Raw genomic sequence first — 17,063 nt, 5'->3', positions numbered from 1 at the left:
GTAAACCAAGGCTGTACTACTTATCAGTCATGAATAAGTCGATAAGTAAGTGAACAGCCTTAGTCGTACCAACGATCTCAATTGGCTAAAATATTTCGCTTCTCCAACGCATCAATACACAGTTCGACCAATTCATCGAGTGTCTTCTCACCTGCAGGTAGATCAATCTCAGGGTTCTGAGGCGCTTCGTACACTGAACTAATACCTGTAAAGTTCGGGATCTCTCCGGCACGTGCTTTCTTATACAGACCTTTAGGATCACGCTGTTCGCAAACCTCTAATGGCGTATTGACGAACACCTCAAGAAACTCACCTTCCGGCAATAAATCTCTCACGAGTTGCCTTTCAGCTTGATGCGGAGAAATAAAGGCTGACAACACGATCAAGCCTGCATCTGCCATCAATTTAGCAAGCTCACCAATACGACGGATGTTCTCTCGACGATCTTGCTCAGAGAAGCCAAGGTCACTACATAATCCATGACGCACATTGTCGCCATCCAATAAATAAGTATGGTAACCAATCTGTGCCAAGCGATTTTCTAATGCTCCAGCGACTGTCGATTTACCAGAACCAGACAACCCCGTGAACCAGAGCACGGCTGGCTTTTGTGATTTCAGATCCGCGCGAAATGTTTTATCAATCGAGTGTTGATGCCACACAACATTCTCATCTTTGGGTTTGAGTACTGCGGTCATAATTAGTCCTTTAAATAAACAGCATTAAAATGGGAAAAAATAAGGAATTAGGGTCAGCACCAAGCCCGAATATACAATCGAGATTGGTATGCCGATACGTAGGTAATCCGTTAAATGGTAATTACCTACGCTATAAACAAGTAAGTTGGTTTGATAACCGTATGGAGATATAAAACTGGCACTGGCACCAAACAGTACCGCCATGATGAACGGCATAGGGTCAACGCCATAACCTACTGCCATACTGTAGCCAATCGGAAATGAGAGTGCTGCAGCCGCATTATTGGTCACCAGCTCTGTCAAAACCAAAGTCATAAAGTAGGTAGCAACTAACGCACCGAATACGCCCCAGCCATTAAACGCCTCCATAAACATCAGCCCCATCCGCTCAGATAAACCCGATGAAATCATCAGTTGAGCAATAGAAAGTGCAGAGCCCACGATCACCACAATGTCGACTGGGAAACGGCGGCGGAGCTCACCCAGTTGCACCACGCCAAATGCCACCAGCAACAGTAGAAAACCAGCTAAGCCTTTGATAATAGGTACTGCATCGATAAGGGCTAAACCAATCACGCTAGCAAAGCCGAGCAACACGAACGTCGATTTGTCGGCATCAAGCTTGGCACTCGAATCTAAGTCATTCATCAACACAAACTCTTTGTTGTGTTGTTGGCGCTGTTCTTCAAAGCGTTTACCTGGAACCAAAATCAAGGTATCACCAGCGGTCAATGTGATATTCCCTAGCCCACCTTCTAGGCGTTCATGGCCACGACGAATAGCAACCACAACCGCATCGAAACGATCTCTAAATTGGCTGGTTTTCAGGGTTTTGTTACAGAAGCTTGCCGACGAACTCACCACCACTTCAACAAAGCTCTGGCCATTCAAATGATGCTGACCAAACAGGGTTAAACCTTGGATTTCTTGCAGTGTTGCAACACTCTCTACATCACCACAAAACAGCAATCGGTCGCGAGCTTGAAGAATAAAATCAGGGTCAATAGATGCGGTGGTCTTACCGTCTCGAATCACTTCCGCTAAGAACAGTTTTCTCAATGCTCTGAGGTTGTTTTCACTTACGCTGCGACCAACTAACGGTGAGCCCGGCTCCACTCTGGCTTCTAAAAAGTAAGGCAGATCATCTTGAGAACCATCATCGTAGCTGGGTAAAAAATAGCTAAGAGGAATAAGGATCAACACGCCGCCGATCAAAACAGCTAAACCGATCAAGGTGGGTGTGAAAAAGTTTAAGCTCGGCAATCCGGCATCTTCAACAAAGCTATTGATGATCAAGTTGGTTGATGTGCCGATCAATGTCAGGGTGCCACCTAAAATGGCAGCGTATGACAAAGGGATAAGTAACTTAGATGGCGCGTGCTGTTGATTACGTTTGATCGCACCGATCAAAGAAACCACCACTGCCGTGTTATTGGTAAAAGAAGAAAGTAACGCTGTGGAAATACCCAACTTCGCAACCACGGTGCCTAGCCTACCTTCAGAGATATTGCGGCTAACCCAACTGATTAAGCGAGTTTTCTCCAACGCACTTGATGCGAGGATAAGAAGAATTAAAGTCAGTAACGAGGAGTTAGTGAAGTTATTGGCTAAGCTCGACAAGTCGATCATGCCAGCCATAAAAGCAATAAACGCCGCGCCAGCAAATATAAAGCTTGGCTTAATACGGGTAACGAGCAGGCAAGTAATGATGCCGAGCAAAATCGCTAATACAAATCCTTGTTGCCACATATACCCGTCCTTTATGGCGGAAACGATCGGTTTCCGCCTAATTCAATAAGCTGTTACTTGGTCGTTTATGACTTCAGTAGTTGGCTTAGATCTTTGGCATCCCAATGAGGGAAATGTTTGCGAACCAATGCGTTGAACTCAAGTTCAAATGCAGAGAAGTTACCGACTTGCTGTTCAACAGAGTCCAAACGGTCTCGAATCAAACCCGCACCAACCGTCACGTTGGTTAGACGGTCGATAACGATGAAGCCACCGGTATCCGCACTCTCACGGTATTTATCCAATGCAACAGTCTCGTTCAAAGACCATTCACACAAGCCAATACCATTCAGTGGTAACTCATCGACAGCGTGGGTCGACAGGTTGTTGATGTCATATTGGTGGCGAACTGTTTCAACCTGACCGACGGTTTTCTTGCCTGCGATCTTGATGTCGTAAGCTTTGCCCGGTTGCAATGGTTGCTCTGTCATCCACACGATGTCAGCCAATACGTGGTTAGTGGATTCAATCTGCGCGTTTTCTAGCACAATCAAATCACCACGACTGATATCAATCTCATCTTCAAGGGTCAGTGTTACTGCCAAGCCCGCTTGCGCAGACTCCAAATCACCATCAAAAGTTACAATGCGTGCAACCTTAGAGGTTTTACCCGACGGCAGCGCCTTGATTTCATCACCGACACTGACACGGCCAGAGGCAACGGTGCCAGCAAAACCGCGGAAGTCTAAGTTAGGACGATTGACGTACTGAACTGGGAATCGGAATTCACCTGCCGAACGCTTTTGGTCAATGTCGACGTTCTCTAACACTTCTAGCAGAGATGGGCCTTCGAACCATGCAAGCTCTTTACTTGGTGCAGCAACGTTGATGCCTTCAAGCGCCGATACTGGCAAGATCTGAATATTGGTTTCGCCTTCTAGGTTTTCTGCAAACTCTAGATACTGATCGCGAATCTCTTCAAAACGATCTTGTGAATACTCCACAAGATCCATCTTGTTTACAGCAACGATGAAATGCTTCAAACCAAGCAGGTTAGAGATAAACGAGTGACGACGTGTTTGATCCAGAACGCCCTTACGAGCATCAATCAAGATCACCGCCAGATCACACGTTGAAGCGCCTGTTGCCATGTTGCGCGTATACTGCTCATGCCCAGGAGTATCAGCAATAATGAACTTACGTTTTTGAGTCGAGAAGTAGCGGTAAGCCACATCGATCGTGATCCCTTGCTCACGCTCAGCCTGCAGACCATCAACAAGCAGTGCCAAATCAGGTTTCTCACCTGTCGTTCCCACTCGTTGGCTATCCGAGTGAACCGCCGCTAGCTGATCTTCATAAATCTGTTTTGTATCATGGAGTAAGCGACCGATTAGCGTACTTTTACCGTCATCTACCGAGCCACAAGTTAAAAATCTAAGCATAGATTTATGCTGATGCTGACTTAGATAACCTTCAATCCCTAGTTCAGCCAATTCGGCTTCTACTGCACTATTCATTTTTCTTTCCTTAGATTCTTAGAAATAACCTTGGCGCTTTTTCAGCTCCATAGAGCCCGACTGATCATGGTCAATCGCTCGACCTTGACGCTCACTAGACGTCGCCACCAGCATCTCTTCAATAATGCCCGTTAGCGTATTCGCCTCAGATTCAACCGCTCCGGTTAATGGGTAACAGCCTAAAGTACGAAAACGAACGCTTTTCTCTTCAATCACTTCACCTTCTTGCAGCTCCATACGGTCATCATCAACCATGATCAGCATGCCATCACGCTCAACTACAGGGCGTTTGTCTGAAAGGTAAAGTGGAACAATATCGATGCTCTCTAGATAGATGTATTGCCAGATATCGAGCTCAGTCCAATTAGATAGCGGGAAGACACGAATGCTTTCGCCCTTATTAACCTGACCGTTGTAGGTGTGCCAAAGCTCTGGACGCTGGTTTTTTGGATCCCACGTATGGTTCTTATCACGGAAAGAATAAACACGTTCTTTCGCACGAGATTTTTCTTCATCACGACGCGCACCACCAAAAGCCGCATCGAACCCATACTTGTTTAACGCCTGCTTAAGGCCCTGTGTTTTCATGATGTCAGTGTGCTTCGAAGAACCATGTACAAATGGGCTACAACCCATCTCAATACCTTCTGGGTTCTTATGTACTAAAAGGTCGAAGCCGTACTTTTTAGCCGTACGATCACGAAACTCAATCATCTCGCGGAATTTCCAATCCGTATCTACATGCAATAACGGGAATGGAATCTTGCCTGGATAAAACGCTTTGCGAGCTAAATGAAGCATCACAGAAGAATCTTTTCCGATGGAGTACATCATCACTGGGTTATCAAACTCAGCCGCTACTTCACGGATAATATGAATACTTTCCGCTTCGAGCTGTTTTAGGTGGGTTAAACGTTCTTGGTCCATTTCAGTGCTTCCTTTAAGGCTCGCGTTACGAGCAATTCATTACTTGGTCTTGCCAAGCAAGGGATTTAACTCATCCACTTGAGTGAATGGGAGTATTGGCACTAGAAGAAAACAGAAGCTTCGTTTTGAGCTATCCTTGCTATTCATCTGCCTGATACGTCCTTGATATAGGCATTATGACGAGCCTCTCATATTACTGGAAATTCTAAAATTTCATTTTTTATTCGAAAAGCTGATAAGGGATTGAATTTACCGATAAGCAGGTGAAATGAATGGACTAATATTATCGATATCAGTTGCACATCGATTAATCAGGTTTGGGAGGCGTCTTGCAGAACACCATAAAGTAATCGATCTAAGTCACGAATTGACATTCGTTGTAATCATTGTTTCATTCGGTTTTGTTACATTACGCAACGAATTTTCTACTATCCACTTTGGAGCTACAAAATGAAAGTTGCAATGAAACCTTTGTCATTGGCTGTACTTGCGGGTCTTGGTTTGACTTTAGCAGGCTGCACAACAACACCAGATACCGATGAAGTGATTAAATTACGTGTCGTAGAAACGACGGATATCCATACCAACCTAATGGATTACGACTACTACAAAGACAAGCCATCGAAAAAAATTGGCTTAGCACGTACTGCAACTCTAGTAAAAGAAGCTCAAAGCGAAGTAACCAACAGCGTATTAGTTGATAACGGTGACTTGCTGCAAGGTAGCCCAATGGGTGACTACATGGCAGACAAAGGCATCGAAGTAGGCGAAGTTCACCCTGCATACAAAGCTATGAACCAGCTAAGCTACGACGCTGCAAACCTAGGTAACCACGAATTCAACTACGGTCTTGATTTCCTAGAAGAGTCAATCAACGACGCTGATTTCCCGTACATCAGTGCTAACGTTTACGACGCAAAAACCAAAGAACACTACTTCACACCTTACATCATCAAGACGCACACGTTAGAAGATACTGCAGGCGTAGAGCATGAAGTAAAAGTCGGCTACATCGGTTTCGTTCCACCACAAATCATGACGTGGGATAAGAAGAACCTTGAAGGTAAAGTAATCGCTCGCGATATCATTGAGACAGCTAACGAGTTAGTGCCTCAAATGAAAGCGGAAGGCGCTGAAGTTATCGTTGCTATCCCTCACTCAGGCGTATCAACGGACCCATACAGAAATGGCGAAGAGAACTCAACGTTCTACCTATCTGAAGTAGACGGCATAGATGCAATCGCATTCGGCCACTCTCACGCAGTGTTCCCAGGTAAAGGTTTTGATGACATTCAAGGCATCGACAACGAAACTGGCACAATGAACGGCGTTGCAGCAGTAATGCCAGGTCGTTGGGGTAGCCACGTTGGTGTTATGGACCTAACACTTGCACAAAAAGACGGTAAGTGGGAAGTAGTAAAAGGCCAATCAGAAGCACGCCCTATCTACGACAAGATCGAGAAGAAATCACTTGCAGATGCTGATGAAGGCATCGTAACAGCACTAGAAAAAGACCACGCAGGTACTCGTGAGTTTGTTAACCAACCAATTGGTAAAGCAGACGACGTGATGTACAGCTTCCTGTCTCTAGTACAAGACGATCCAACAGTGCAGATTGTTAACCTTGCACAGAAAGATTACGTTGAACAGTTCATCCAAGGTGACCCAGACCTAGACGGTACACCAGTACTTTCTGCTGCTGCGCCATTCAAAGCCGGTGGCCGTAAGAATGACCCAGCGAACTTCACTGAGGTTGAATCTGGCCAACTGACATTCCGTAACGCGGCTGACTTATACCTTTACCCGAACACGCTAGTTGCAATGAAGGTAACAGGTCACGAAGTAAAAGAGTGGCTTGAGTGTTCTGCTGGCCAATTCAACCAAATCGATGTGAACTCAACAGCACCACAACAGCTGATTGAGTGGGATAACTTCCGTACTTACAACTTCGATGTTATCGACGGTGTGGATTACCAAATCGACGTAACTCAGCCTGCGAAATACGATGCAAACTGTAAAGTCGTTAACCCTGATTCTCAGCGTATTGTTGGCCTAACTTACCAAGGTAAGCCAATCGACATGAAGCAAGACTTCCTGATCGCAACCAACAACTACCGAGCTTACAGCGCTAAATTCCCAGGCACAGGTGAAGACTTCATCGCATTTGATGCACCAGATGAGAACCGTACTGTACTGGCGAACTACATCTCTCGCGTAAGCAAAGAGCAAGGCCAAGTGAGCCCAACAGCTGACAACAACTGGTCATTCGCACCAATCAAAACGGATAAAAAGCTAGATATCCGCTTTGAAACGTCGCCAAGTGAGAAAGCGGTACAGTTCATTAAAGAGAAGGGTCAATACCCAATGAAACGTGTTGCCACTGACGATGTTGGTTTCGGCGTTTACCAAATTGATCTAACTAAATAGATTACTCTAGTAATCAATAGTTAACCTTCTAAAAGGCTGAGTTTAACGACTCAGCCTTTTTCTTTTCTTATCTAAATTCTTAGTGTAAGGCCTCAGCTTTCGAAGCTTAAACTCCTGCTCATTCTTCGCCTAATATCGCACACCTCAAATCACCTATTGAATCCAATCAACGTAAAAAAGCAGCAATTCGCTGTAAGTTTTTCTGAGCTCCTCCTGTCTATTTAATTTACTACACTCAATGAATGGCCGGTAAGCCATTCATCTATAGGATAGATAAGGACATTTGATGGGCACCGTCGAGAGCATTCAAGCATGGTTACATTCAGGGGAGGAGTCGCTGCTATGGCTGATGCTTGGCATTATCGCGCTTTCTTACCTGCTTGAAGATCTGGCAATCGTGACGGCCGCTGGTTTAGCGACTCAAGCACTCATCCCACCGCAATATGCGTTACTTGCAATTTTCATTGGCATTGCCACTGGTGATCTTGGTCTTTATTACCTTGGTAAATCAGGACGTTACTTCCGAGGCGTTCGATATAAAGCCCTCACCAATAAGTACTTTCGTTCGCTTCGTACCAAATTACGCCAAAACGCATTCAGCAGCCTTTTTGTTATCCGCTTTATTCCTGGGCTACGCACCGTTGGTTTTACTCTGAGTGGCTTTTTCGCCATCCCACTGCCTACTTTCTTATTTGCCGTCATCGGCGCAACTGCGCTCTGGACTGGCATTGTCTTCTCTGCCATCTACTATTTAGGGACATCAGCCTGGCTGCAAGCCTCTGAATATCAATGGATCATCATCCCGTGTGCCATCGTTTTGCTGTTTATCGGCAATCGATTAATGAATAAAACCTACTCTAGAGGGCTATCATGAGTTCACCGCAAGATATTCGCATCATTCCCGCACATCAAATTAATGCAGGTATGCCTCTGCTTGAAAAAGATACCGTGCGAAGTGTCTCTCCTTATGAGTTTCTTCCGACTTGGTTCTTCTACACGCCAGTGGTCATTCAAAGCCTGATGCAAGGGTTACGGCACTTTGACTGGGCGCTGCCGCTCATCGCCAATCCAAGCATTAAGTTAAGCGGCATGGTAGGCGAATCAAAACATGAGATATTGAGCCTTGCCGGATCTTCAAGTCAGCGTTGGATCTCACCGTTTATAACCCTAACCAAAACGGATCTCGGCAGTAAAAAACAAGCCGAAGACGCACGCAGCGCACTCATACAAACGGATCTTGATTTCCCTATCGTGGCTAAGCCGGATCTTGGCTGTCGAGGTGTTGGCGTTAAGCTGATCAACAACCAAGTTCAACTTGAGCAATATGTCGAATCTTTCCCAAATAATGCTCGCTTTCTACTGCAAAAAAAGGCGCCTTATCAAGCCGAAGCGGGTGTTTTCTACGTTCGTTACCCAAATAAAAAGCAAGGTGAGATCATCTCGATCACACTCAAATATGCGCCAATGGTGATGGGTGATGGCAAGTCGACACTCAAGCAGTTAATTGAAAACAGCCCGCGCGCTGGGCAACTCAGCCACCTGTATCTACCAAGGCATGAAGATAAATTGGATCAAGTGCTCGCAGAGGGTGAAGAGTTCCAACTCGCGTTTGCAGGCAGCCATAGCCGTGGCTGTATCTTCCGAGACGGTAATCAATACATCACTCAGGCTCTAACAGAACGCTTAGACGAGATATTCGACGACTTCGATGGCTTTCACTTTGGTCGACTCGACGTCAAGTTTAAAGACATGTACAGCCTAATGAACGGTGAGGATTTCACGATTCTTGAGGTCAATGGCGCAAGCAGTGAGGCTGGACATATCTGGGATCGCAACACCCCATTACGAGAGATATTTTCTACGCTACTCCTGCAATATCGCATTCTTTTTGATATTGGCGCTCAGCAAAAACAACGAGGCCACCAATCCCCTTCTTTCAAGAGCTTATTTGCGGCGTGGCAAGAAGAGCGACGTCTTGTTCAACAATATCCGACTACCGACTAACTTTGCACGAGGATCATGAATGAACCCCATAGCCCAACCGAGCGCCCTTACTTCTTTCTCTCCTAGTATCAAGGGAGCGGTAGAGATATTGAATCAGGGTCTAGAGTTTTTGTTAGCGATTTCTGACAGCGATTACCTGACACGAGCAAAGCCACACGTTACAAGCTCTATCGGTGAACATACTCGTCACACACTGGATCTTTTTCACGCCTTGATTTTAAAAGAGGATGAGACCGTTGATTACAACACTCGTCGTCGTGGTCATCCTGTCGAATACGACCGCTCTATTGCAGTCAAAGAGATCCACTATGTGATCAACTGGCTTGAACGATTAGACCGTCGAGATCTCGAAGCGCCTATCATGATCCAAACCGAGGTTTCGATGGATGCTCAAGTGTTCGCAAGCCTGCCTTCAACGCTCGAAAGAGAGGTCACCTTTGCCGCACTGCATGCCAATCATCATTACGCGATGATCAAGGTGATCACCACCTTCCTAGACGTCGAGACCTGCAACACCTTGGGTTATGCCCCAACCACCAACAGCTATCTGAGGGAGCAATAATCATGTGTTCAGTATCTTGGCTGCTTGAAGAGAATGGTTATCAGGTCTTTTTTAATCGTGATGAACAAAAGACGCGAGCACTGGCAATGCCACCCAGACAATATCGAGTCAACGGTGTCGATATCATTATGCCACTCGACCCAACTGGCGGCGGTAGCTGGATAAGTATTAATGAGTTCGGGCTTTCGCTATGCCTACTCAATAACTATCAAGGCACAGTGCCCGTTGGTCCTTTAGTAAGCCGCGGTTTGCTACTTAAAAACCTATCATCGAGTCGTAATATCAGTCAGCTATCTGAAGCGTTTCACAAGCTAGACCTACACTCTTTTGCCCCATTTACCTTGCTAGCTTTCGCGCCCAATCTAACCCAACACAATGGTCTGGTTATCGCCTACATGTGGGATGGTATTCAACAGAAAATAGTCGACACTGATTCTCCACTCTTCTCATCCGGTGTTGATTTAGAGCGAGTGCAAGCCTACCGACAAGCAAAATATGATCAGCTCATGGCGGCAGGTAAGAATCAACAGAACTTACTGATGTTCCACTCTCACCATCACAATGAGCAACCTCATTTAGCGACCTGTATGCATCGCGAAGACGCACATACCGTGAGCTTTACACACTTACGTAACCTGCATGGTCAAGCCTCTATGTTTTATGCACCCGGCTCACCATGCGAACCCATTAAACCATGTCAGATAAATCAGCAGCGCTTTACCTTTGATTTATCACCCGCAATCAATCTATAGATGGAGTCCATCATGAGAAAACTATTCACCATGGTTCTGCTACTTGTTAGCCCGTACGTATTTGCCGCCGATGAAATCTATACCGGCTTCTTTAGCAGTAAGGCACTCGATGGCTACGATACCGTGGCTTATTTCACGTCTGGGAAGCCTGTTGAAGGGAGCAAGAAGTTCAGCACAGAGTACAAAGGCGCGGACTGGTATTTCTCTTCTGAAAAGAATCTGACTTTATTTGTTAATAATCCTGAAAAATATGCCCCTCAATATGGTGGTTATTGCGCATGGGCCGTTTCTGCCAAAAACGACTTCGCACCAGGTGACCCACAGTATTGGACCATAGTTGATGACAAACTTTATCTTAACTACGACCAAGAGATTAAGCAGCGCTGGGAACAAGACCAAGCACAGCATATTCAACAAGCCGATAAAGTTTGGCCGCAACTGATTAAGTAAGGTAATTTCATTATGATTGATAGTCCTTTTCGTTTACCACGTTACACGCCTTTTGGTTTAGGTGAGTCTGTTGTCGAGTGGGCAACTGGGCTATCTAAGCTAGACCGACTCTACCAAGATCGTAAAAACGAGTTATCTAGCTTCGAATTCATGAATTACACTCTGTCGGCGCTCAATATCGACTACTCGGTTGCATCGGGAAGCACGGAAAACATCCCGGAAGAAGGGCCTGTCGTGATTGTGGCGAACCACCCGCTTGGCGCCATCGAAGGCGTGATCCTTGCCGATCTCGTAGGATCAGTAAGAAAGGATGTGAAGGTGCTGGCCAATGAGTTACTTAAGCGCCTGCCTGAACTGGATGATCTTTTCATCGGTGTCGATGTCTTTAACAGTAAAGAATCGAAACGCACCAATGCCAAAGCGATTCGAGATGCCAATCGTCATTTGGCTGATGGTGGACTATTGATTGTATTCCCAGCAGGTGAAGTATCAAGCTACCGTAAAGGGGCAAAAACACTGACAGACATCGAGTGGAGCAAGTCGGTAGCGAAATTCGTCAAACGTCACCAAGCCACCACGGTACCTATCTTTATCAATGGCAAGAACAGTGAGCTTTTCTATCAAGCGGGTCGTGTTCATCCACTGTTGAGAACCGCTCTACTCGGGCGTGAACTTCTTAATAAACAAGCGACAACTATCTCTATCTCGATTGGCTCATCGATTCCGTATTCAGAGATAAAATCGTTTGAAAAAGAGATGGATATCGTCAACTACCTACGACTTAATACCTATCTAATGAGTCAACAAGATAGTCCGAACACGCCAATCCACGCGCCCTCTTTCGATACCCAAGTGATAGCGCCTATTCCACCAGAAGTCTTATCAATAGAGATAGACTCACTCCCTGAAGAGATGAAACTGCTCGAGCAAGGGAACTTTGAGGTCTACTGCACACCAAGCCAATCCATTCCTAACTTAATGCGCGAGATTGGTCGAGTAAGAGAAGAAAGCTTTAGAGAAGTCGGAGAAGGCAGCGGGCTGGCCTGTGATTTAGATGAGTATGACCTTTACTACCATCAACTGTTTGTGTGGAATAAAACCAAGGCAGAACTGGTTGGCGCGTATCGACTCGGTATGGTCGACAAACTCATCGCTGAGCACGGGCTTGATCAGCTTTACTCTCGTAGCCTGTTTAACTACAACCAAGAATTCATTGATACTCTAGAAAACAGCATTGAGCTTGGGCGATCGGTAGTAAGTAAACCTTACCAAAAGAGCCTGAACTCACTGTTACTATTGTGGAAAGGCATTGCGACCTTTGTGTCTCGTCACCCTCAATATACCCATCTGTTCGGCCCAGTCAGTATCAGCAATGATTACAGCCACAATGCGCGTCTGTTGATCGCGACCACGTTATCAATCCACCATTATGATGAGGAAAAGGCGAATTTGGTTTCACCTTCGTCACCACTCAATACCAGCAGTCATGTGTTCTGGCAAAATCACCTGCTCTCTTCACTGGCGAGTGTGCCTCTGCTCTCTAAAGTGTTAGCACGCATGGAGCAAGGTAAAGGCCTGCCGGTACTGCTGCGCCAATATCTAGGGATGAACGGTAAACTGGTGTGTTTTAATGTCGACCCATCGTTTAATGATGCCTTGGATGGCTTGATTGTGGTGAACCTTAAAAAGGTACCACTGAAGACTCTGGGTAAATACATGGGCAGAGAGCTTGCTCAAGATTACCTAGAGCAACACGCACGCCGCTGATTTATCCCGCTCTGTACCTCTCTCCAAATAAGTGCGATGATTTCGGCACTTATTTGGGTTAGGTTATTTTCATGCACACCTCTTTTATCGAACAACTACAAAGCTTCGACTTCTCTGAAAGCCAGATTGAATCTCTAGTTGCTGTCGCCAAGCCACTTGAGTTGCCAACCAGACACATCTTGATCAATCAAGGTGAGATGGCGAGTTCAATCTACTTTGTACTTGAAGGCTTGTGCCATGCCTGCTACCTCACTGATGATGGTAAGCAATACAGTAAAGAGTTCTATTGGGAACAAGATTGGATCATCGGCTTTGAGAGTCTGATAAAAAGCCAAGCGTCCCCTTACCTATTAGAAACGCTGACTCCCATCACCATGTTAGAGCTGCCAATGAATGCGGTTATCGAGTGGCGTGCATCAAATAATCCTTTGTATTTAAAGCTGTTAGAAACACAGCTGATGCATAAGGAAAACAAAGAACGCTTCATGCTGCTCTATACACCAGAGCAACGTTATCAGCTGTTCTGCGAGCACTATCCCGACCTTGAGCAGCGCTTAAATGACAATCAAATTGCCGCTTATCTAGGAATCACCGCAATCAGCCTGAGCAGAATTAAAGGTCGAATTAACAATAGTTAATGCCAACAATCATCACGCATAGTACATTCAGAGCATCGATAATCTCTGGATGTAAACATGATCACTTGGCACTCAATTCCTTTTTCTGAACTCTCAACACAACAGCTTTATCAACTACTTAAATTAAGAGTCGATGTATTTGTGGTCGAGCAGACTTGTCCTTATCCAGAGCTGGACGGTAAAGATACACTCGCGGGTGTTGAGCACCTGCTTGGCTATGCTGATGAAGAGTTGGTAGCGTGTGCACGTTTATTACCACCAGGTACCTCTTACGACAACACCAGCATCGGTCGAGTCGCAACCAAGCAATCGGCAAGAGGTGGTGGCTTGGGGCATCAATTAATCAAAGAAGCATTAACACGCTGCGAGGCTCTTTGGCCAAATACGGCCATTGATATTGGCGCGCAGCAACACCTAGAAAACTTCTATGCGAGCCACGGCTTCAACACCATCTCGGATATGTATCTCGAAGATGACATTCCTCATATAGACATGAGATTAGAAAAATAATGACGAATATCACTGCCGGTATTCTATTGTTGGTTGCAGGTAACTTGTTTGCCTCGCTTTCCGACGTAGCGGTAAAGCTGTTAAATGGCGAAGTACCGCCCTTACAGTATATTTTTTTCCGACAGTTGATATCTCTGGTCATCATCACCCCTTTGTGGCTACAGCAGAAAAAAGAACAACGGCGCTTACAGCAGGCTAAGGTAACCTTCATTCGAGGTCAGTTAATTCTGATCGGCAGTGGGTGCATGGTGGTCGCGATCACTCACTTGTCTTTGGCAACCGCCAACGCAGTATTTTATGTCGCGCCTTTACTGATGTTGCCGCTCTCAATGTTGCTATTGAAAGAGCAACCGGCACTCGGCAAGGTTATCGGCACAACCATAGGTTTTATTGGTGCATTGATTGTCTTGAGGCCATCACAATTTCATTGGGCGGCACTGTTTGCTTTGGGGACAGCACTCACCCTAGCACTATTTAATGTACTCGTAAGAAAGCTTCCTAGTGAGCAAACGGTGGTCACTACGCTGTGGTGGACAACCTTATTCTCTATTCCAGCCTCATTAGTACTGTGCTTCTTATACTGGCAGCCAGTGTCTGTGGAGCATTTGGGATACATAGCCCTGAGTGCGACGCTAATCTTAAGTTACAACGGCCTTGCGGTTGCTGCCTATCAAAAAGCACACTCTAGCCAAATTGCCTTGGCTGAGTATTCAGGATTGGTGTTTGTCGCGCTAATAGGTGCAATATGGTTCGATGAGATTCCGGATACATTAACCTTTATCGGAATCATGCTTATCATCTTGCCACTCGCCCCTTTCAAGCGACCAAAAAAAAGAGCTAATGCTTAGCTCTTTTCTATCGTTTATCTGTGTCTGGTGAAGCGCTTTAACTCAGGCTCACTATTCATCTACTTACTGCGACCAAAGCCACCATCGGATAAGCGGAAGAACATCACCGAAGTGTCGCCTTTCTCTAGCTGAAGAATGTCCAACTGCCCAGTTTCAGCAAGTTTGAAACGAACCAGCTGGCCTTTACGAATCTGACTGAGCGGCTTATCTGCACCTTCAATTCGCACTAACGCATTCAAGTCAGACAATGGCAAATCGTTGTTTCGAAAAACCTGCGCTAACGTATCCCCTTGCTTAACAAGGTACTCCTGCCAATTTTTGTTACTCGGTTCTAATGAGCTGTTCTTGGCATTTTGCTGTTCGCTTAAGCCGACGGTGTTTATTTCAAGCTCAACGCGCGATGTTGTTGGAGCTGTGTCTACTTTAGGTTCTGGTAGCGGCACAAAAAGTAATATCAGTACGATCGGAGAAATCACCATCAACAGTCTTTGGTGTAACTTCGGCAATGAACCCCAAGTTTGCGCTGTCGAGGTTTTCATTTTCTTCACATCGATCGAACTCAATTTCTCTTTGACCTGATTCAGTCGATCCTTGAATTCTGCTAAGTGGTCAACTTTCTGTTTTTTCTTTTGACGACGATTCATACCACTGCGTCCTATACATTGAATAACTACAGTATAAAAACCAAAGTACCAACAGTATAGATCTTTCCGTCACAACAAGGCCCAAAGCGAGAAAATTGACATGGCTGTGATTTGGGCACGGTAAAGCGCAAGTGATCAGGGACTAGCCGTTTCTTCACGCTGCTAATACTGGTATTCTTACCCTTTTCGTACTGACAAAAAGAGTGACTTTTCATGTCTGAAGTAAAATTTGAAACTGTAGAGCAAAAAGCTAGCTACGGTATCGGTCTACAAATGGGCCAACAACTTGCTGGTTCTGGTCTTGAAGGCCTAAACGTTGACGCAATCGCTGCTGGTATCGCAACAGCTCTAGTTGGCGACATGCCAGCTATCGAAGTTGACGAAATCAACAACGCACTACAAGAGCTACACACTCGTGGTGAAGCTGCACGTCAAGAACTAGCTAAAGCTGCTGCTGCTGACGGCGAAGCTTTCCTAGCTGACAACGCTCTTCGTTCAGAAGTAACGGTTCTTGAGTCTGGTCTTCAGTACGAAGTACTAACTGAAGGTACTGGCGAAATCCCAACTGCAGACAAGCAAGTACGTGTTCACTACCACGGCGAACTAACTGACGGTACTGTTTTCGACAGCTCTGTATCTCGCGGTCAACCTGCTGAATTCCCAGTAACTGGCGTAATTCAAGGTTGGGTACAAGCTCTACAAATGATGCCTGTTGGCTCTAAGTGGAAGCTATACATCCCTCAAGATCTAGCATACGGTGAGCGTGGCGCAGGTGCTGCAATCCCACCATTTGCTGCTCTAGTATTTGAAGTAGAACTTCTAGCAATTCTTTAATTTTTATAAAAACCTTTAGTAAAACAAAATACTATAGGTAAATAAAATTGAAATAATCCAACGGCGATGTGACTACATCGCCGTTTTTCGTTTATAGTGAAAGAGTAAATTACTTTATTACTTAAGGACGAATAATGAAGAAAGTACTCATCACAGTTTTAAGCAGCCTAGCTGTTGTCTCTTGCGCTAGCACTAGCGACTCTGAACAAACCAGTTCATCATCAGATACCAACTATTCCCAACTATCCCAAACTGCACTGATGGCTGCAGTGAATATGTGGTCTCAGCAGAACGAAACAACACCGCTTGTGGATACGGTAGCTGACCAAGCTTCTGTTACCAGCGACCAAGCAGTTGGCGGTATTGGTTCAATGTTAGCCCTTGCACAAAACTCTCTTGGCACAGCCGACAACAAAGAACTCGCGACACTTATTCCGGGTATGTCGAGCCTTGAGTCTACTGGTCTATCATCGCTACTAAGCTCACAAGGTGCCGTTGAAAGTGCGTTTTCTGGATTAGGTATGGATCCATCAATGGTTACAACATTTGCACCCATCATTCTTCAAGCACTGCAGTCACAAGGTGCAACGAGCGGCCTGATGGATTCACTTTCAGCTATATGGCAATAATCGTTAGTTATTAATAGCTAGCTTAAAATCTAATAAGGGCACTTCGGTGCTCTTTTTTGTGCGTGGAAGAAAAGATATTTGAGATACGAGATACGAGATACGAGACACGAGACACGAGACACGAGACA

At 45.5% G+C, this 17,063-nt stretch carries 17 protein-coding genes; 12 read left to right on the top strand and 5 right to left on the bottom strand.

Going from position 1 to position 17,063, the window contains the following annotated elements; genetic code table 11:
- Positions 1–77 precede the first annotated feature (77 nt).
- From cysC to cysD, 4 genes are all read right to left on the bottom strand, one after another.
- Entirely contained in the window at positions 78–698 is a 621-nt protein-coding gene (gene cysC, locus AB4585_RS12130) for an adenylyl-sulfate kinase (protein WP_017058889.1), read from the bottom strand.
- A gap of 24 nt (positions 699–722) precedes the next feature.
- The gene (locus AB4585_RS12125; RefSeq protein WP_017058888.1) at positions 723–2,447 is read right to left on the bottom strand and encodes an SLC13 family permease; all 1,725 of its coding nucleotides are present in this window, start codon (positions 2,445–2,447) and stop codon (positions 723–725) included.
- Between the two features lie 65 nt (positions 2,448–2,512).
- Positions 2,513–3,943 carry a sulfate adenylyltransferase subunit CysN gene (gene cysN, locus AB4585_RS12120; RefSeq protein WP_017063719.1) on the bottom strand — a complete coding sequence of 477 codons (1,431 nt, stop codon included), beginning with the start codon at positions 3,941–3,943 and terminating at the stop codon, positions 2,513–2,515.
- An 18-nt stretch (positions 3,944–3,961) separates the two neighbouring features.
- On the bottom strand, positions 3,962–4,906 hold the full coding sequence (gene cysD, locus AB4585_RS12115) for a sulfate adenylyltransferase subunit CysD (RefSeq protein WP_226088532.1): 945 nt from the start codon (positions 4,904–4,906) through the stop codon (positions 3,962–3,964).
- Positions 4,907–5,320: 414 nt separating this feature from the next.
- Between cysD and AB4585_RS12110 the strand changes: the two genes are divergently transcribed.
- The 10 genes from AB4585_RS12110 to AB4585_RS12065 all read left to right on the top strand — a co-directional run bounded on the left by AB4585_RS12110 (position 5,321) and on the right by AB4585_RS12065 (position 14,828).
- The gene (locus AB4585_RS12110; protein ID WP_372155201.1) at positions 5,321–7,297 is read left to right on the top strand and encodes a bifunctional 2',3'-cyclic-nucleotide 2'-phosphodiesterase/3'-nucleotidase; all 1,977 of its coding nucleotides are present in this window, start codon (positions 5,321–5,323) and stop codon (positions 7,295–7,297) included.
- A gap of 286 nt (positions 7,298–7,583) precedes the next feature.
- On the top strand, positions 7,584–8,171 hold the full coding sequence (locus AB4585_RS12105; protein ID WP_372056148.1) for a DedA family protein: 588 nt from the start codon (positions 7,584–7,586) through the stop codon (positions 8,169–8,171).
- Positions 8,168–9,301: an ATP-grasp domain-containing protein gene (locus AB4585_RS12100; protein ID WP_017058884.1), complete on the top strand. Its 1,134-nt coding sequence runs from the start codon at positions 8,168–8,170 to the stop codon at positions 9,299–9,301. Before AB4585_RS12105 ends, AB4585_RS12100 begins: the two co-directional genes overlap by 4 nt.
- A 19-nt stretch (positions 9,302–9,320) precedes the next feature.
- Positions 9,321–9,863 (top strand): hypothetical protein, encoded by a 543-nt coding sequence (locus tag AB4585_RS12095; RefSeq protein WP_372155203.1) that lies wholly within the window; start codon positions 9,321–9,323, stop codon positions 9,861–9,863.
- 2 nt (positions 9,864–9,865) lie between these two features.
- Positions 9,866–10,615 (top strand): NRDE family protein, encoded by a 750-nt coding sequence (locus AB4585_RS12090; protein WP_017058882.1) that lies wholly within the window; start codon positions 9,866–9,868, stop codon positions 10,613–10,615.
- Between the two features lie 12 nt (positions 10,616–10,627).
- Positions 10,628–11,065: a YHS domain-containing (seleno)protein gene (locus tag AB4585_RS12085; RefSeq protein WP_017063714.1), complete on the top strand. Its 438-nt coding sequence runs from the start codon at positions 10,628–10,630 to the stop codon at positions 11,063–11,065.
- A gap of 12 nt (positions 11,066–11,077) precedes the next feature.
- Entirely contained in the window at positions 11,078–12,832 is a 1,755-nt protein-coding gene (locus AB4585_RS12080; RefSeq protein WP_017058880.1) for a lysophospholipid acyltransferase family protein, read from the top strand.
- A 71-nt stretch (positions 12,833–12,903) separates the two neighbouring features.
- A complete protein-coding gene (locus AB4585_RS12075; RefSeq protein ID WP_017058879.1) occupies positions 12,904–13,470 on the top strand; it encodes a Crp/Fnr family transcriptional regulator in 567 nt (188 codons plus the stop codon).
- A gap of 57 nt (positions 13,471–13,527) precedes the next feature.
- Complete coding sequence (locus tag AB4585_RS12070) at positions 13,528–13,980, top strand: GNAT family N-acetyltransferase (RefSeq protein ID WP_017058878.1); 453 nt, start codon at positions 13,528–13,530, stop codon at positions 13,978–13,980.
- Complete coding sequence (locus tag AB4585_RS12065) at positions 13,980–14,828, top strand: DMT family transporter (RefSeq protein ID WP_017063713.1); 849 nt, start codon at positions 13,980–13,982, stop codon at positions 14,826–14,828. The genes AB4585_RS12070 and AB4585_RS12065 overlap by 1 nt, the downstream gene beginning before the upstream one ends.
- A 59-nt stretch (positions 14,829–14,887) precedes the next feature.
- Here the strand turns inward: AB4585_RS12065 and AB4585_RS12060 are convergent, their stop codons facing one another.
- Positions 14,888–15,472, bottom strand: coding sequence for a LysM-like peptidoglycan-binding domain-containing protein (locus AB4585_RS12060; protein ID WP_017068022.1), 585 nt, complete (start codon positions 15,470–15,472; stop codon positions 14,888–14,890).
- A 213-nt stretch (positions 15,473–15,685) separates the two neighbouring features.
- Between AB4585_RS12060 and AB4585_RS12055 the strand changes: the two genes are divergently transcribed.
- The gene (locus AB4585_RS12055; protein ID WP_008220519.1) at positions 15,686–16,306 is read left to right on the top strand and encodes an FKBP-type peptidyl-prolyl cis-trans isomerase; all 621 of its coding nucleotides are present in this window, start codon (positions 15,686–15,688) and stop codon (positions 16,304–16,306) included.
- 134 nt (positions 16,307–16,440) lie between these two features.
- Positions 16,441–16,935: a DUF2780 domain-containing protein gene (locus AB4585_RS12050; RefSeq protein WP_017058875.1), complete on the top strand. Its 495-nt coding sequence runs from the start codon at positions 16,441–16,443 to the stop codon at positions 16,933–16,935.
- The last annotated feature ends 128 nt before the right edge of the window (positions 16,936–17,063 follow it).

Source organism: Vibrio sp. 10N.222.49.C9, from assembly GCF_041474985.1.
GTDB lineage: Bacteria > Pseudomonadota > Gammaproteobacteria > Enterobacterales > Vibrionaceae > Vibrio > Vibrio crassostreae_C.
The sequence above is the reverse complement of the archived record's forward strand: the minus strand, read 5'-3'. Positions and strand labels throughout refer to the sequence as shown.

Coding starts and splice junctions, on each gene's coding strand:
- AB4585_RS12075 (WP_017058879.1), top strand. CDS start 12,904: ATGCACACCTCTTTTATCGAACAACTACAAAGCTTCGACTTCTCTGAA.
- AB4585_RS12065 (WP_017063713.1), top strand. CDS start 13,980: ATGACGAATATCACTGCCGGTATTCTATTGTTGGTTGCAGGTAACTTG.
- AB4585_RS12070 (WP_017058878.1), top strand. CDS start 13,528: ATGATCACTTGGCACTCAATTCCTTTTTCTGAACTCTCAACACAACAG.
- AB4585_RS12095 (WP_372155203.1), top strand. CDS start 9,321: ATGAACCCCATAGCCCAACCGAGCGCCCTTACTTCTTTCTCTCCTAGT.
- AB4585_RS12055 (WP_008220519.1), top strand. CDS start 15,686: ATGTCTGAAGTAAAATTTGAAACTGTAGAGCAAAAAGCTAGCTACGGT.
- AB4585_RS12105 (WP_372056148.1), top strand. CDS start 7,584: ATGGGCACCGTCGAGAGCATTCAAGCATGGTTACATTCAGGGGAGGAG.
- AB4585_RS12100 (WP_017058884.1), top strand. CDS start 8,168: ATGAGTTCACCGCAAGATATTCGCATCATTCCCGCACATCAAATTAAT.
- cysN (WP_017063719.1), bottom strand. CDS start 3,943: ATGAATAGTGCAGTAGAAGCCGAATTGGCTGAACTAGGGATTGAAGGT.
- AB4585_RS12060 (WP_017068022.1), bottom strand. CDS start 15,472: ATGAATCGTCGTCAAAAGAAAAAACAGAAAGTTGACCACTTAGCAGAA.
- AB4585_RS12085 (WP_017063714.1), top strand. CDS start 10,628: ATGAGAAAACTATTCACCATGGTTCTGCTACTTGTTAGCCCGTACGTA.
- AB4585_RS12050 (WP_017058875.1), top strand. CDS start 16,441: ATGAAGAAAGTACTCATCACAGTTTTAAGCAGCCTAGCTGTTGTCTCT.
- AB4585_RS12110 (WP_372155201.1), top strand. CDS start 5,321: ATGAAAGTTGCAATGAAACCTTTGTCATTGGCTGTACTTGCGGGTCTT.
- AB4585_RS12090 (WP_017058882.1), top strand. CDS start 9,866: ATGTGTTCAGTATCTTGGCTGCTTGAAGAGAATGGTTATCAGGTCTTT.
- AB4585_RS12080 (WP_017058880.1), top strand. CDS start 11,078: ATGATTGATAGTCCTTTTCGTTTACCACGTTACACGCCTTTTGGTTTA.
- cysC (WP_017058889.1), bottom strand. CDS start 698: ATGACCGCAGTACTCAAACCCAAAGATGAGAATGTTGTGTGGCATCAA.
- AB4585_RS12125 (WP_017058888.1), bottom strand. CDS start 2,447: ATGTGGCAACAAGGATTTGTATTAGCGATTTTGCTCGGCATCATTACT.